Consider the following 13384-nt stretch of genomic DNA (forward strand, 5'->3'; position numbering starts at 1 on the left):
GGCACGCGGCCCGGTCGTGCTCACGGCCGGGTCGCGGTGGCGACGGCCGTCCGGAGCTGGTCGAGGGCATGGTTCCGGGCGCCGGCGAGGGCGGCGCCGTCCACCAGCCGGGCCGGGCGGATCGGGACGTGCCGGGGGAACCGCCCGAACGCGGCGGTGACGGCGCCGAGGACGGCGGGCTCGGTGCCCCAGGAGCCGCCGACGACGACGAGCGCGGGGTCGGCGAAGGCCACTGCGGCAGCCAGCACGCCGCAGACGGCCCGGGCGATGGTCGTCGTCACCTCGTCCGCCCGCGGGTCGCCACCGCGGACCGCGGTGAGCAGCGCGGGCACGTCGACCGCCGTCGAGCCGGGACGGCGCAGGCCCACCGCGCCGAACACGTCGATCAGCGGCATGGCCCGGCCCGCCGGGCCGTCGACCAGGACGTGCGCGATCTCGCCGACGAGGCCGCCGTGTCCGCGGCGGACGACGCCGTCGTTGACCACGGCGCAGCCCAGACCCTCGCCGAGGTGGACGTAGGCGAGGTCCTCGGGCGAGGGGTCGTCGAGGTCCGGGTCGTCGGCGGCGTCACGTTCGGCGCGGGCCGCCCAGTTCACGTCGTTGTCGACCGACACCGGACCGTCGACGAGCCCCGCCAGCACCTCGGCCGGGGACAGCTCACCGAGCAGGAACGGGGAGTCGGGCAGGTGGACCAGGCGCCCGGTGGCCCGGTCCACCGGGTCGGCCGCGCTGACCACCGCGAGCCGGGGCCGCGCTCCGACGTCGTCCCGCACCGCCCGGGCCGCCGTCGTCAGCGCCGCGACGACCTGCGCCGCCCGGGCCGGGCGCGTGATCCCGGTGGTCGCCGTGGCGATCACGTCACCGTGCACGTCGACCGCCTCGGCCACGATCCCCTCCGGCGCGACGCCGACCACCAGCGCGTGGCCGACGTCGTCGGCGAGGCCGTAGTACGAGCCGACCCGCCCCCGCCCGGTCGTCCGCTCCCCGGTGTCGACCAGCAGTCCCGCGTCGCACAGGCGGCGCACGCTGTCGGAGACCGTGGGTTTGGACAGGCCGGTCCGCGAGGCGAGCTCGGCCCGGGTCAGCCGCCGCACCTCGGTCAACGCGCGCAGCACGTGCTCGTCGGTCAACGACCGCAGCAGGTCCAGCGACGGCTTGGCGGGGGGCACGGCGGCATTCTAGTAAGGACTCTTGCCTGAACCTCGGCCGGCAGTCTAACGTCGTTCTAGTAAGGAGTCCTCACCAAAGGAGACGGCATGACGCCCCTGCCTCACTGGGAGACCCCGCCGGCCGACCTGCAGGCGGCGGTCCGGGAGATCAAGGCGGCCCTGCGGGCCCGCATCACAGCGTCCGGGCGCACGGTCGAGGAGGTCTTCGCCGTCGTCGAGGCCCGGGTCGCCCAGCGGGTGGCGGAGATCGTGACGGAGAAGGAACGCGGCGAGACCGTCTGGCCCGTGATCGACTACGCCGACATCGATGCCGGCACCGTGCCCGCCGACGCGCTCGCCAGGCTCCACCGCCGTGGGTGCCTGGTCGTGCGCGGCCACTTCCCGCACGAGCAGGCCGTCGGCTGGGACGGTGAGGTCGTCGACTACGTCGAGAACAACCGGTTCTTCGAGAACTACCGCGGCCCGGCCGACGACTTCTTCGGCAGCGTCGGCTCCCGGCCCGAGATCTACCCCGTCTACTGGTCACCCCCGCAGATGCAGGCCCGCCAGAGCGACCGGATGGCCCGGGTGCAGGCCTTCCTCAACGCCCAGTGGCGCAGCGAGTCCGACGGCGTGCGGTGGTTCGACCCCGACCGCGACTCGCTCTATCCCGACCGCATCCGGCGCCGTCCACCGGGCGCCGACTCGGGCGGGCTCGGCACCCACCTCGACCCCGGCAACCTCGACCTGTGGATGACCGAGGCCTACCAGCGGGCGTTCCGGCACCTGTTCGACGGCACCGTCGAGCAGTACGACCCCTGGGACGCCGCCCACCGCACCGCCGGCCCGCAGTACCCCGGCACCACGATGTGCTCGGCGTTCCGCACCTTCCAGGGCTGGACGGCGCTGTCGGACATGGACCACGACCAGGGCGTGCTGCACACCGTGCCCATCCCGGAGGCCATGGCGTACCTGATGCTCCGCCCGCTGCTGGCCGACGTGCCCGACGACGACATGTGCGGCGTCACCGTCAACCAGGTCTTCCCGGCGAACGCGACGTGGCACCCGCTGCTCATGCAGGCCGTCTCCGGCATCCCCGACGTCGAGGCCGGCGACTCCGTCTGGTGGCACTGCGACATGATCCACGGCGTCGACCCGGTGACCGACCAGAAGGGCTGGGGCAACGTCATGTACATCCCCGCCGCCCCGTGGTGCCCCCGCAACGAGACCTACGCCGCGAAGTCCGTGACGCCTTCCGCACCGGATCGAGCCCGGGCGACTTCCCGGCCGAGCACTACGAACGCACCTGGCCCGACCGCTTCTCCGTCGACGACCTCAACGACACCGGCCGGCGCGGACTCGGGCTGGTCAGCCGGTGATGAGCTCGTCGGCCACCCACTGCGCGACACCGACGGGATAGGGCGCCGACAGCCCGAGGACGAGGTGCGAGAACCCGGCGTCGACGGCCCGGGCGATCGCGTCGCGGGTGTCTTCCGGCTTCTCGTAGGAGACCCCGAGGTGGATCGACCGGGTGATCGACGCGGGGTCGCGGTCGATCTCGGCGCAGTAGCGGTCCAGCAGCGCGCTGCGGGCCACGGCGTCGTCGAGGTCGCCGCCGGGGATGTTCCAGACGTCGGCGTGCTCGGCCACCACGCGAAGCGTCGAGGCCGCCCGTCCACCGATGACGATCGGCGGGTGGGGGCGCTGGACGGGCTTCGGGTTGCCGAACGCTCCGGTGAGCTGGTGGTGGGTGCCCGGGAAGTCGAACGGCGCGGCCTCGGTCCACAGCCGCCGGATGATCGTGCACGCCTCGGCGAGACTGCCCACCGCGTGGGCGGCGTCGTGGTAGGGCAGCCCGTGGGCCTCGTACTCGCGCCGGGCCATGGGGACGCTCGGCCGCGAGCCCGCGCCGATGCCGAAGTCGAGCCGTCCGCCGGAGACGATGTCGACGGTCGTGGCGATTTTCGCGAGCATCGCCGGCGGCCGGAAGCGGTTGCTGGTGACGAGCAGGCCCAGCCGCAGCCGCTCGGTCTGCGCGGCCAGCGCCCCGAGCAGCGTCCAGCCCTCGAGGATCGGCCCGTCGGGGTCGCCGCCGATGGGCATCAGGTGGTCGAACAGCCACGCGTGCCCGATCTCGGGGATCGCGTCCGCCTCGCGCCACACCCGCTGGACGTCCTGGTAGTCGACCTGCATCGGCGCGGTCATGATCCCGAAGCTCGTGGTCATGGTCGGTCTCCTCGCTGTGGCATCCTGCTAAGTGGAACACTGCTCCGCCCACGATACGGAGCAATGTTCCGCTTAGCCCGGGAGGGGTGCAGTGTCCGAGGAGGAGGCCCCGCGCAAGCGGGCCGACGCGCGGCGCAACCAGCAGGCCCTGCTGGACGCGGCCGCCGCCGTGTTCGTCCGGTCGGGCGTGGAGGCGCCGGTGCGCGACATCGCGGCCGCGGCCGGCGTCGGGATGGGCACGATCTACCGCCACTTCCCGACGCGCGCGGATCTCGTCGTGGCCGTCTACCGGCACCAGGTGGAGGCCTGCGCCGAGGCGGGTCCGGCCCTGCTGGCGAGCAGTGGGACACCGCACGCCGCGCTGGCGGCGTGGATCGACCTGTTCGTCGACTTCCTCGTCACCAAGCACGGGCTGGCCACGGCGATCCGGTCCGACAACGCCGGCCCGTTGCACGCCTACTTCCTCGACCGCCTCGTGCCCGTCTGCGCCGAGCTGCTCGCCGCCGCGGCCGCCGCCGGGGAGATCCGCTCCGACGTGGCGGCCTTCGAGCTGATGTTCGGCGTCGGCAACCTCTGCGCGGGCGTCGACCCCCGCTACGACGCCCGCCGCCTGGTCGGGCTGCTCGTCGCCGGGCTGGGATCCGGTGGCGGAGGTGCGTGACGGGCGGCTCGAGTCAGGGGCTGCCCAGGAGGTTGTCGGAGACGGCGCGCAGGTGGGTGCGCATGGCGTCGGCGGCGGCGTCGGGGTCGCGGTCGCGCAGCGCGTCGACGATCGCGGTGTGCTCGGCGTGGTAGCAGCGGCGTCGCTCCGGGCTGGACGTGCGGCGCTTGAGGGTGCCCCAGATCGGTAGCGCACGGGCCGTGCTGAGCACGTCGAACATGCTCATGAGCAGCCCGTTGTGGGCGGCCTGCGCGATGGCCCGGTGCAGCTTGGCGTCCCAGGCCTCGAAGCCCTCGAAGTCGTCGCTCGCGCCGCCGCCGTCGAGGCACTCGACGATGCGGTCGAGGTCGGCCTGGGTGCCCACGCGCGCGGCGAGCGCCGCGACCTGGGGTTCGAGCAGCAGCCGGACCTGCATGATCTCGGCCGGGCTGGTGTCGGCCGAGGCTCCGTCCACCTGCTGGGCGTGGTCGGTGAGGAAGGTGCCGCGCCCGACGTGACGGATGACGAGGCCGTCGCGTTCGAGCACGTCGAGGGCCTGACGGATGGCGCTGCGCGGGGCGGCGAGGCGCTGCACGAGGTCGCGCTCGGTGGGCAGCTTGGAGCCGGGCACGAGCGTGCCGTTGCGGCTGCCTTCGGCCAGCAGTTCCCGGAGGGACCGTTCTACGAGCATCACGCGACCAATCTAGACCATTGAGTTGCCTCTCGACAGCATGTATAGGGGCGGGTACTTTCGGCGCTGGTCAGATTGGTTCTATTGGTTCAGATTGGTGCAGCCATGAGGCTGGTGACGTTCTCCCACGGGGGTCCGCAGAAGGTCGGGGTCGTCGACGTCGACGTCGACGTCGACGTCGTGCACGACGTGACCGCGCTGCTGCCCGCCGGGGCCGGGGTGCTCGAGGTCGTGGAGGGGTGGGCCGAGCTCGGCCCGGTGCTGGCGCGCGACGCCGCGACCGCGCCCTCGGTCCCCGTGGACGCCGTGCGCCTGCACGCCCCCATCCCCACGCCCCGGCGCAACATCTTCTGCGTCGGCAAGAACTACCGCGACCACGTGCTGGAGTTCGGCCGCAGCGGCTACGACCAGCCCGACCGCTCGCAGGACATGCCGGAGTTCCCGGTGATCTTCTCGAAGGCCACCACCTCGGTGACCGGCCCGTTCGACGTCATCGAGCCCCACCACGACGTCACGAGCGAGCTGGACTACGAGGCCGAGCTCGGCGTGATCATCGGGGTCGGGGGCCGCGGGATCAGCCGTGAGGACGCCGTCGACCACGTGTGGGGCTACACGATCATCGACGACTTCACCGCCCGCGACCTGCAGCGCAAGCACAAGCAGTGGCTCCTCGGGAAGGGACTCGACACGCACTGCCCGATGGGGCCCTACGCGGTGTCGGCCGACGAGATCGCCGATGTCACGGCGCTGCAGGTGGAGAGCTGGGTCAACGGCGAACCGCGGCAGTCCGCGCCGGTCAAGGACCTGATCTTCGACATCCCGGAGCTGATCGCCACGCTCTCGGCCGGCATCACGCTGCAGCCCGGCGACATCATCGCCACCGGCACGCCGGCCGGTGTCGGCATCGGGTTCGACCCACCGAAGTTCATGGCCACCGGCGACGTCATCGAGGTCTCGATCACCGGCCTCGGCACCCAGAAGAACAGGATCGGATGAGAATGCAGGTCAACGGGAGAGAACTGGCCGTCGAGGTCGAGGGGGAGGGCCCAGCGGTCCTGCTCGTGCACGGCCTGGGCGGCACGTCGAACTTCTACCAGGTGCAGGCGGACGCCCTCGCGCCGTCGCACACCGTGATCCGGGTGGACTCCGCGGGCGCCGGTCGCTCGCCGGTGGCCGACGGGATCAGCATCGACTCGCACGCCGACGACCTCGCGGCCGTGCTCGACGCGCTGGACGTCGACGGCGCCGCCGTCGTCGGGCACTCGATGGGCACGCTCGTCGTCCGGTCGCTGGCCGCGCGGTACCCGGAGAAGGTCACCGCGCTGGCGCTGCTCGGCGCGGTCGCCGAACCGGCCGAGGCCGGCCGCCAGGCCCAGCGCGACCGCGCCGGCGTGCTGCGCGACAAGGGCACCGCCGCCGTCGCACCCGGGGTGGTCGCGAACGCGCTGTCGGAGACCACCCGCCGTGACAAGCCGGAGGTGGCCGCGTTCGTCCGCGAGCTGGTCATGCGCCAGGACGCGGAGGGCTACGCCCGCAACTGCGAGGCGCTGGCCGCCGCCACCGACCCCGGCCCGATCGATCCCGCCGTGCCGTTGCTGCTGGTCACCGGCACCGACGACAAGGTCGGCCCGCCGGTGGTCAGCGAGGCGCTGGCCACCGCCAGTGCGACCGTCGAGATCGTGCCCGGCATCGGGCACTGGACCGCGCTCGAAGCGGCCGGACCCGTCACCGAACTCCTGCTCAAGTTCCTCCTACCCCTCACCGCCGAGGAGATCGCCCGATGAGCTCGACCCTGTTCCGCAACGTCAGCATCCTCGACTCCACCGGAGCCGACCCCTACCCCGGCGACGTCCTCGTCGAGGACGACCGCATCGCCGCCGTCGGCACCGTCGATCCCGCGCGCGCCGAGGGCGCCCGCGTGGTCGAGGGCCGCGGCCGCACCCTGATGTCCGGGCTCTGCGACGCCCACACCCACTTCAGCTGGATCAACAGCGCCGACCTCGACGGCCTGGGCACGATGCCGGTCGAGGAGCACCTGCTGGCGAGTGTCGAGTCGGCGAAGACCTACATCGACTCCGGCTACACCATGTGTCTCGGCGCCGCGTCGGCGAAGGACCGCCTCGACGTCGTCTGCCGCGACGCCATCAACGCCGGGAGGATCCCCGGCCCGCGCTACCTGGCCAACGGCCCGGAGATCGCGGTCACCGGCGGCGCGCTCATCAAGTCGATCACCAAGTTCGCCGACGGCCCGGAGGGCATGCGCAAGGCCGTGCGGGAGCTGATCGACCTGGGTGTCGACCAGATCAAGCTCTCGATGACCGGCGAGGAGATCACCGGCACCCAACGCGCGGAGGACACCTACTTCTCCGACGAGGAGGTGGCCGCCGCCGTCACCGAGGCCCACCGCCGTGGCAAGCGCGTCTGCGCCCACGCCCGCTCCGCGGAGAGCGTGAAGATGTGTCTGCGCAACGGGCTGGACATCATCTACCACGCGAGCTTCACCGACGACGAGGGCCTCGACATGCTCGAGGAGGCCAAGGACTGGGTGTTCGTCGCGCCCGGCATCAACTGGCTCGTCGCCACCCTCTACGAGGCGGAGTCCTTCGGCTTCCCGCAGGAGGCCGCCGAGGCCGTCGGGTACAAGAAGGAGCTGGAGACCGCGATCAAGGGCCTGCGCGAGATGCACCGGCGCGGCGTCAGGATCCTGCCCGGCGGCGACTACGGCTTCGCGTGGACGCCGCACGGCACCTACGCCCGCGACCTGGAGCACTTCGTCGAGCTGCTCGGGTTCACGCCGATGGAGGCCATCCTGTCGGCCACCGCGCTCGGCGGCGAGATCATGCTGCGCCCCGACGAGCTGGGCAAGGTCCAGCCCGGCTACCTGGCCGACCTGATCCTCGTCGACGGCGACCCGATCGCCGACATCACCGTCCTACAGGACCGCGACCGGATCAACGCGATCATGAAGGACGGCCGGTTCCACAAGGAGCCGGGCGACGACACCACCGCGACCGCCGTCTGACGGCGCCGTGACCCTGCTCATCTGCCGGACGTGCCCGCGGTACGACATGCGCGCCACGGGCACGTTCGGCGCGGTGATGTCGGCGGCGGTCGCGGCGTCCGGGGTGGCCGTGCGGGGCGTGCAGTGCCTCGGCGGCTGCCCCGAGCACGGCGTCGTCGCCGTGGACGGGCCGGGCAAGACCCGCGTCCGGTTCACGGGTCTCGACGTGGGGGACGCCGACGCGGTGGTGCGGGCGGCGCGGGCCCACGACGCCAGCGCGTCGGGGTCACCCGGGGACTGGGTGGTGCCCGTAGAGCTGATGGAGCGGATCAGCGCGGTGACCTACAAGCGCCTGCCGCTCTGAACCGTCTCGCGTTGGGACACCCGCCGGCGCCGATCGGGTGGACGATGGCGGTGTGATTTTCATCGTGATCAGGATCGACGTCCGCCCGGAGAAGCGGGACGACTTCCTCGCCGGCATCACCCGGTACTCGGCGCAGGTGCGGGACGAGCCCGGCAACCTCGTGTTCAGCTGCTTCGCCGGCGTCGAGAACCCCGACGAGTTCTCCGTGATCGCCAACTACGTCGACCAGGCGGCCGGCGAGGCACACGTCTCGTCCGAGCACGCGCAGTGGTTCTTCGGCTGGCTGCCGTCCGTCGTGGCGTCCGTCCCGAGGATCGTCTACCAGGAGCTGCCCGGGGCGGGCTGGTCCGAGATGGGTGAGGTGAAGATGCCGTAGCCCGGAACGTCGGAGCCCGGAACGTCGGAGCCCGGAACGTCGGAGCCCGGAACGTCGGAGCCCGGAACGTCGGAGCCCGGAACGTCGGAGCCCTGGACGCAACGGCCCTCGGACAGCGTCTCCAGCCGGACGGCCGCCACCCGTTCGCGAGGCCCGATCTTCTCGACGGCGGCGTCGAACATCTCCGTGGTGATCCAGTCGGGCACCATGATCATCAGCGTCCGGTCCCACCGCGTCGTGTCCCGTGCGCTGGTGAAGGTGGCCGTGTCCTCGGCCCACCAGAGACCCTCGAGCGGCATCACGACGTGGTCGCGCCCGTCGTGTGGGCCAGGCCGGGGGTGTTCGGGTCGCCGTGGCCGTTGATCATGACGTAGCGCAGGTCGGGCACGGTCGACGAGTTGCGGGGAATTGCGCCTGGCCGTGTAGCAGGGCAGCTCGCGCTTGAAGTCGGTCGTGGACGACGTGGCCCCTCCACGGGCGAGGCCCCCTGAACCGGCTGGTCAGAGGGCCTTTGCGTGTGGTCGGGGTGACAGGATTTGAACCTGCGACCTCTTCGTCCCGAACGAAGCGCGCTACCAAGCTGCGCCACACCCCGATGGCTCGCGATCGTGCTGCGAGCCGTGGTGAAGTCTAGCTGACGTCCGCCACGGCCTTTGCGGGGGTGGCCCCCTCGGCGTCGACGGCGGTCAGGCGGGGCACCAGCGTCAGGATGCTGGCCTCCGGCGGGCAGGCGAAGCGCACCGGGGCGAACGGGGAGGTCCCCAGCCCGGCCGAGACGTGCAGGCGGGTGTGGGTGCCCCAGCGCGAGGCGCCGCGGGCGCGGGAGCGGTCGATGCCGCAGTTGGTGACGATGGCGCCGTAGCCGGGCAGCCGCAGCTGGCCGCCGTGGGTGTGGCCGGCCAGGACGAGGTCGTAGCCGTCGCCGGAGAACGCGTCGAGCACGCGGGGCTCGGGCGAGTGCGTGAGGCCCAGGCGCAGGCCGGCGTCGCCGCGGGCGCGGCCGGCGATGCGGTCGTAGCGGTCCAGGCCCAGGTGCGGGTCGTCGACGCCGGCCGCCGCGATCGTGACGCCGGCGACCTCCATGCTGACCCGCTCGTGCGTGGCGTCCACCCAGCCGTGCTCGACGAACGCGGCCCGCAGGTCGCGCCAGGGCAGGTTCTCCCCATGGTGGCGCTTCTTGCTCTTCGTCAGGTAGCGGGCGGGGTTCTTCGGGGTGGGACCGAAGTAGTCGTTGCTGCCGAAGACGAACAGGCCCGGCAGGTCCAGCAGCGGGCCCAGCGCGGCGACGGCGGTGGGCACGGCGCGGGGGTGCGCGAGGTTGTCGCCGGTGTTGACGACGAGATCGGGCTCCAGCTCCGCCAGCGCCGTCACCCAGCGTTGCTTGCTCTTCTGGGTGGGCGTGATGTGCAGGTCGGAGACGTGCAGGACGCGCAGCGGCGTGGCGCCGGCGGCCAGCACCGGCAACGTGGCCTCGCGCAACGTCCAGCGCCGACGCTCCACGCCGGCCGCGTAGACGACCGTGGCCGCCCCTGTGGTGGTCGCGCCGAGCGCGAGCCGAGCCCAGCTCTTCACGAGGCCAGAGTACGTGTGGACTAGCGTCGCCCGGTGTGAGCACCCTCAAAGCACAGCTGCGCACCGACCTCACGGCCGCGATGAAGGCCCGTGACGAGCTGGTGAAGTCCACCCTGCGCATGACGCTGACCGCCATCGGCAACGCCGAGGTCGCCGGCACCGAGGCGCGCGAGCTCTCCGACGACGAGGTGCTCAAGGTCATCGCCAAGGAGGCCAAGAAGCGCGCGGAGTCGGCCGAGGCGTTCGCCGCCGCCGGGCGTGAGGAGCTCGCGGCCCAGGAGCGCGCCGAGGGCGAGGTGCTCGACCGCTACCTGCCCACCCAGCTCTCCGACGACGAGCTGGCCGTGATCGCGGCCGCGGCGGTCGAGGAGACCACCGCCGAGCTGGGGGAGAAGCCCGGCCCGCGGCAGATGGGGCAGGTCATGAAGAAGGCCAACGCGGCGGCGGCCGGCCGGGCCGACGGTGGCCGGGTGGCCGCGGCGGTCAAGGCGCTGCTGGTCCCCTGATCAGAGGTCGTGCGCGGATAACGGTGTGGGAACACCGTTATCCGCGCACGGGCGGCGTCAGCCGCTATTTCTTCGCCACGGGCTTGCGGGCCGCGGGCTTGCGCGCCGTGGGCTTCTTCGGCGCCGGGCCGCGGGCGCGGCGCTCGGCCAGCAGCTCGCTCGCTCGCTCGTCGGTGAGCTCCTCGACGCTGTCGCCCTTGCGCAGGCTCGCGTTGGTCTCACCGTCGGTGACGTACGGGCCGAAGCGGCCGTCCTTGATCACCATCGGCTTCTTGGTGTTGGCGTCGACGCCCAGCTCGCGCAGTGGCGGGGTGGCCGCGGCCGTGCGCCGGCCGCGCTGCTTCGGCTGCTTGTAGATCTCCAGCGCCTCGTCGAGGGTGACCGTGAACAGCTGCTCCTCTTCCGCGAGCGAGCGGGAGTCCGTGCCCTTCTTCAGATAGGGGCCGTAGCGGCCGTTCTGCGCGGTGATCTCGTCGCCGCTCTCCGGGTCCTGGCCCACCAGGCGCGGCAGCGACAGCAGCCGCAGCGCCTCCTCGAGCGTGACCGTCTCGGTGGACATTCCCTTGAACAGCGACCCCGTGCGCGGCTTCGGCTTGGCCGGCGCCTTCTTGCGCGCCGGGGCCTTGGCCGTGGTGGCCGTCGCCGTGGTCGCGGCCGTCCTGGCGCGGGTGGTCTTCGGGGCCGGTGCGGGTTCGGGCTCCGGCTCGGCCTCGTCGGGCAGGATCTCCGTGACGTAGGGCCCGTAGCGGCCCTCCTTCGCGACGATCTCGTGGCCCGTGACGGGGTCGACGCCCAGCGAGCGGCCTTCCTGCGGCACCGAGAACAGCTGCTCGGCGACCTCGCGGGTGAGCTCGTCGGGCGGGAGGTCCTCGGGCAGGTTGGCGCGCTGGCTCTGCCCGTCGCGCACGCGCTCCAGGTACGGGCCGTAGCGGCCGACGCGCACTACGACGTCGTCGAACACCGGAACGGAGTTGATCTCCCGGGCGTCGATCTCCTCGAGGTTGACACCGACGAGCTTCTTCAGCCCGCCCGCGCGCGCCACCGAGCCCTCGGTGCCCTGGTCGGCGCCGAAGTAGAAGCCGGTGAGCCAGTCGGTGCGGTGCTGCGTGCCCTGCGAGATGGCGTCGAGCTCGTCCTCCATCGCGGCGGTGAAGTCGTAGTCGACGAGCCGGCCGAAGTGGTGCTCCAGCAGCCCGACCACGGCGAACGCGATCCACGACGGGACCAGCGCCTGGCCCTTCTTCCACACGTACCCGCGGTCCTGGATCGTCTTGATGATCGAGGCGTAGGTGGACGGGCGGCCGATGCCGAGGTCCTCCAGCTGCTTGATGAGGCTGGGCTCCGTGAAGCGCGACGGCGGGTTGGTGGAGTGGCCCTCCGGCGTGAGTGACGCCGCCGTGAGCGACTGGCCCTCGGTGAGCTCGGGCAGCCGCGACTCGGCGTCGTCGGCCTCGCCGCCGGCCTGGTCGTCGACGGTCTCGACGTAGGCCCTGAGGAAGCCGGGGAAGGTGATGGTGCGGCCCGAGGAGGCGAACGTGACGGCCTCGCCGGTGGCGGCGGTGCCCGCGATGCGGACGCTGACCGTGGTGCCCCGCGCGTCGGCCATCTGCGACGCCACCGTGCGCTGCCAGATCAGCTCGTAGAGGCGGAAGTCGTCGCCGTCGACCTCCCGGGCGATGTCGCCCGGCGTGCGGAAGGTGTCTCCAGCGGGCCTGATGGCCTCGTGGGCCTCCTGCGCGTTCTTGACTTTCCTCGTGTACTGCCGGGGCTGCGCGGGCACGTAGGCGTCACCGTAGAGCTCGCGCGCCTGCCTCCTGGCCGCCTCGATCGCCGACGGCGACAGCGTGGTGGAGTCGGTGCGGAGGTAGGTGATGTAGCCGTTCTCGTAGAGGCGCTGGGCGCTGCGCATGGTGCGGTCGGCCGAGAAGCGCAGCTTGCGGCCCGCCTCCTGCTGCAGCGTGGAGGTCATGAACGGCGCATAGGGCTTACGTGTGTAGGGCTTGGACTCCACCGACTCGACGGCCAGCGCGCGGTCCTGCAGCGCCTCGGCCAGCTGCCGGGCGGACGCCTCGTCGAGCGCGCGGGCCGGGTCCTTGCCGGTGGTCTTGAGCTGGCCGTCGGCGCCGAAGTCGCGGCCCGTGGCGACGCGGTGCCCGTCGATGCCGACCAGGCGGGCCGGGAACTGGCGTGGTGTCGCGGCGGGTCCGGCATCCAACTGAGCGGCGATGTCCCAGTACGACGCCGAGACGAACGCCATGCGCTCGCGCTCCCGCGCCACCACGATGCGCGTGGCCACCGACTGCACCCGGCCCGCCGAGAGCTTCGGCATGACCTTCTTCCACAGCACGGGGGAGACCTCGTAGCCGTAGAGGCGGTCGAGGATGCGGCGCGTCTCCTGGGCGTCGACCATGTCCTGGTCGAGGTCGCGCAGGTTCTCCACGGCGGCGCGGATGGCCGGCTCGCTGATCTCGTGGAACACCATGCGACGCACGGGGATCTTCGGCTTGAGCGTGTCGAGCAGGTGCCAGGCGATGGCCTCGCCCTCGCGGTCGGGGTCCGTGGCGAGCAGGACCTCGTCCACGCCCTTGAGCGCCTCGCGGAGCTCGGCGACCTTGCTCTTCTTCTCCGGCGTGATGATGTAGAGCGGCGCGAACTGGTTGTCGACGTCGACGCCGAGCCGCGCCCAGGCCTCGCCCTTGTACTTCGCCGGCACGTCCGCGGCACCGCGCGGCAGGTCGCGGATGTGGCCGACGGAGGCCTCCACCACGTAGTCCTTGCCGAGGTAGGCCTGGATCTTCTTGGCCTTGGTGCCCGACTCGACGATCACGAGCCGGCGCAACGGGCGGCTCGTGGCGGTGGC

The 13384-nt window shown here is 72.2% G+C and carries 13 protein-coding genes, 1 tRNA gene and 1 pseudogene; 9 read left to right on the forward strand and 6 right to left on the reverse strand.

Going from position 1 to position 13384, the window contains the following annotated elements:
• Positions 1–20: 20 nt before the first annotated feature.
• On the reverse strand, positions 21–1169 hold the full coding sequence (locus BGP03_RS34545; protein WP_298800975.1) for an ROK family protein: 1149 nt from the start codon (positions 1167–1169) through the stop codon (positions 21–23).
• An 87-nt stretch (positions 1170–1256) separates the two neighbouring features.
• On the opposite strand from BGP03_RS34545, the pseudogene BGP03_RS34550 reads away from it, so the two are divergent.
• A pseudogene (locus tag BGP03_RS34550) lies at positions 1257–2330 on the forward strand (YbiU family protein); the annotation flags it as partial.
• A gap of 29 nt (positions 2331–2359) precedes the next feature.
• A complete protein-coding gene (locus BGP03_RS34555; RefSeq protein WP_298800976.1) occupies positions 2360–2527 on the forward strand; it encodes a DUF1479 family protein in 168 nt (55 codons plus the stop codon).
• Here the strand turns inward: BGP03_RS34555 and BGP03_RS34560 are convergent.
• Positions 2517–3374 carry an LLM class flavin-dependent oxidoreductase gene (locus BGP03_RS34560; protein ID WP_296376615.1) on the reverse strand — a complete coding sequence of 286 codons (858 nt, stop codon included), beginning with the start codon at positions 3372–3374 and terminating at the stop codon, positions 2517–2519. The two genes, BGP03_RS34555 and BGP03_RS34560, sit on opposite strands and share 11 nt — an antisense overlap.
• Before the next feature lie 91 nt (positions 3375–3465).
• Between BGP03_RS34560 and BGP03_RS34565 the strand changes: the two genes are divergently transcribed.
• Positions 3466–4035, forward strand: coding sequence for a TetR/AcrR family transcriptional regulator (locus BGP03_RS34565; protein WP_298800978.1), 570 nt, complete (start codon positions 3466–3468; stop codon positions 4033–4035).
• Positions 4036–4048: 13 nt separating this feature from the next.
• Here the strand turns inward: BGP03_RS34565 and BGP03_RS34570 are convergent, their stop codons facing one another.
• Entirely contained in the window at positions 4049–4705 is a 657-nt protein-coding gene (locus tag BGP03_RS34570; RefSeq protein ID WP_296376685.1) for an FCD domain-containing protein, read from the reverse strand.
• A gap of 105 nt (positions 4706–4810) precedes the next feature.
• Here BGP03_RS34570 and BGP03_RS34575 point away from each other — a divergent pair, with 105 nt between their 5' ends.
• The 5 genes from BGP03_RS34575 to BGP03_RS34595 are packed head-to-tail and all read left to right on the forward strand — an operon-like array spanning position 4811 to position 8446.
• Entirely contained in the window at positions 4811–5701 is an 891-nt protein-coding gene (locus BGP03_RS34575) for a fumarylacetoacetate hydrolase family protein (RefSeq protein WP_298800980.1), read from the forward strand.
• Positions 5698–6489, forward strand: a complete 792-nt coding sequence (locus BGP03_RS34580) for an alpha/beta hydrolase (RefSeq protein WP_296376621.1) — start codon at positions 5698–5700, stop codon at positions 6487–6489. Before BGP03_RS34575 ends, BGP03_RS34580 begins: the two co-directional genes overlap by 4 nt.
• Positions 6486–7727, forward strand: a complete 1242-nt coding sequence (locus BGP03_RS34585; RefSeq protein ID WP_296376623.1) for an amidohydrolase family protein — start codon at positions 6486–6488, stop codon at positions 7725–7727. Before BGP03_RS34580 ends, BGP03_RS34585 begins: the two co-directional genes overlap by 4 nt.
• Positions 7728–7734: 7 nt before the next feature.
• Complete coding sequence (locus tag BGP03_RS34590) at positions 7735–8070, forward strand: DUF1636 family protein (RefSeq protein WP_296376625.1); 336 nt, start codon at positions 7735–7737, stop codon at positions 8068–8070.
• A 52-nt stretch (positions 8071–8122) separates the two neighbouring features.
• Positions 8123–8446: a putative quinol monooxygenase gene (locus tag BGP03_RS34595; protein WP_296376627.1), complete on the forward strand. Its 324-nt coding sequence runs from the start codon at positions 8123–8125 to the stop codon at positions 8444–8446.
• Between the two features lie 518 nt (positions 8447–8964).
• Here the strand turns inward: BGP03_RS34595 and BGP03_RS34605 are convergent.
• A tRNA-Pro gene (locus tag BGP03_RS34605) sits at positions 8965–9041 on the reverse strand.
• Between the two features lie 35 nt (positions 9042–9076).
• On the reverse strand, positions 9077–10018 hold the full coding sequence (locus BGP03_RS34610) for a metallophosphoesterase (protein WP_296376631.1): 942 nt from the start codon (positions 10016–10018) through the stop codon (positions 9077–9079).
• 35 nt (positions 10019–10053) lie between these two features.
• On the opposite strand from BGP03_RS34610, the gene BGP03_RS34615 reads away from it, so the two are divergent.
• Positions 10054–10524 carry a GatB/YqeY domain-containing protein gene (locus BGP03_RS34615; protein WP_296376633.1) on the forward strand — a complete coding sequence of 157 codons (471 nt, stop codon included), beginning with the start codon at positions 10054–10056 and terminating at the stop codon, positions 10522–10524.
• Positions 10525–10588: 64 nt separating this feature from the next.
• Here the strand turns inward: BGP03_RS34615 and topA are convergent, their stop codons facing one another.
• On the reverse strand, positions 10589–13351 hold the full coding sequence (gene topA / locus BGP03_RS34620) for a type I DNA topoisomerase (protein WP_298799256.1): 2763 nt from the start codon (positions 13349–13351) through the stop codon (positions 10589–10591).
• Positions 13352–13384 lie beyond the last annotated feature (33 nt).

Source organism: Pseudonocardia sp. 73-21, assembly GCF_001899645.1.
GTDB lineage: Bacteria > Actinomycetota > Actinomycetes > Mycobacteriales > Pseudonocardiaceae > Pseudonocardia.

What these genes read in the sequence shown, in the direction of transcription:
- BGP03_RS34560 (WP_296376615.1), bottom strand. Translation starts at nt 3,374, where the DNA reads ATGACCACGAGCTTCGGGATCATGACCGCGCCGATGCAGGTCGACTAC.
- BGP03_RS34580 (WP_296376621.1), top strand. Translation starts at nt 5,698, where the DNA reads ATGAGAATGCAGGTCAACGGGAGAGAACTGGCCGTCGAGGTCGAGGGG.
- BGP03_RS34570 (WP_296376685.1), bottom strand. Translation starts at nt 4,705, where the DNA reads ATGCTCGTAGAACGGTCCCTCCGGGAACTGCTGGCCGAAGGCAGCCGC.
- BGP03_RS34575 (WP_298800980.1), top strand. Translation starts at nt 4,811, where the DNA reads ATGAGGCTGGTGACGTTCTCCCACGGGGGTCCGCAGAAGGTCGGGGTC.
- BGP03_RS34585 (WP_296376623.1), top strand. Translation starts at nt 6,486, where the DNA reads ATGAGCTCGACCCTGTTCCGCAACGTCAGCATCCTCGACTCCACCGGA.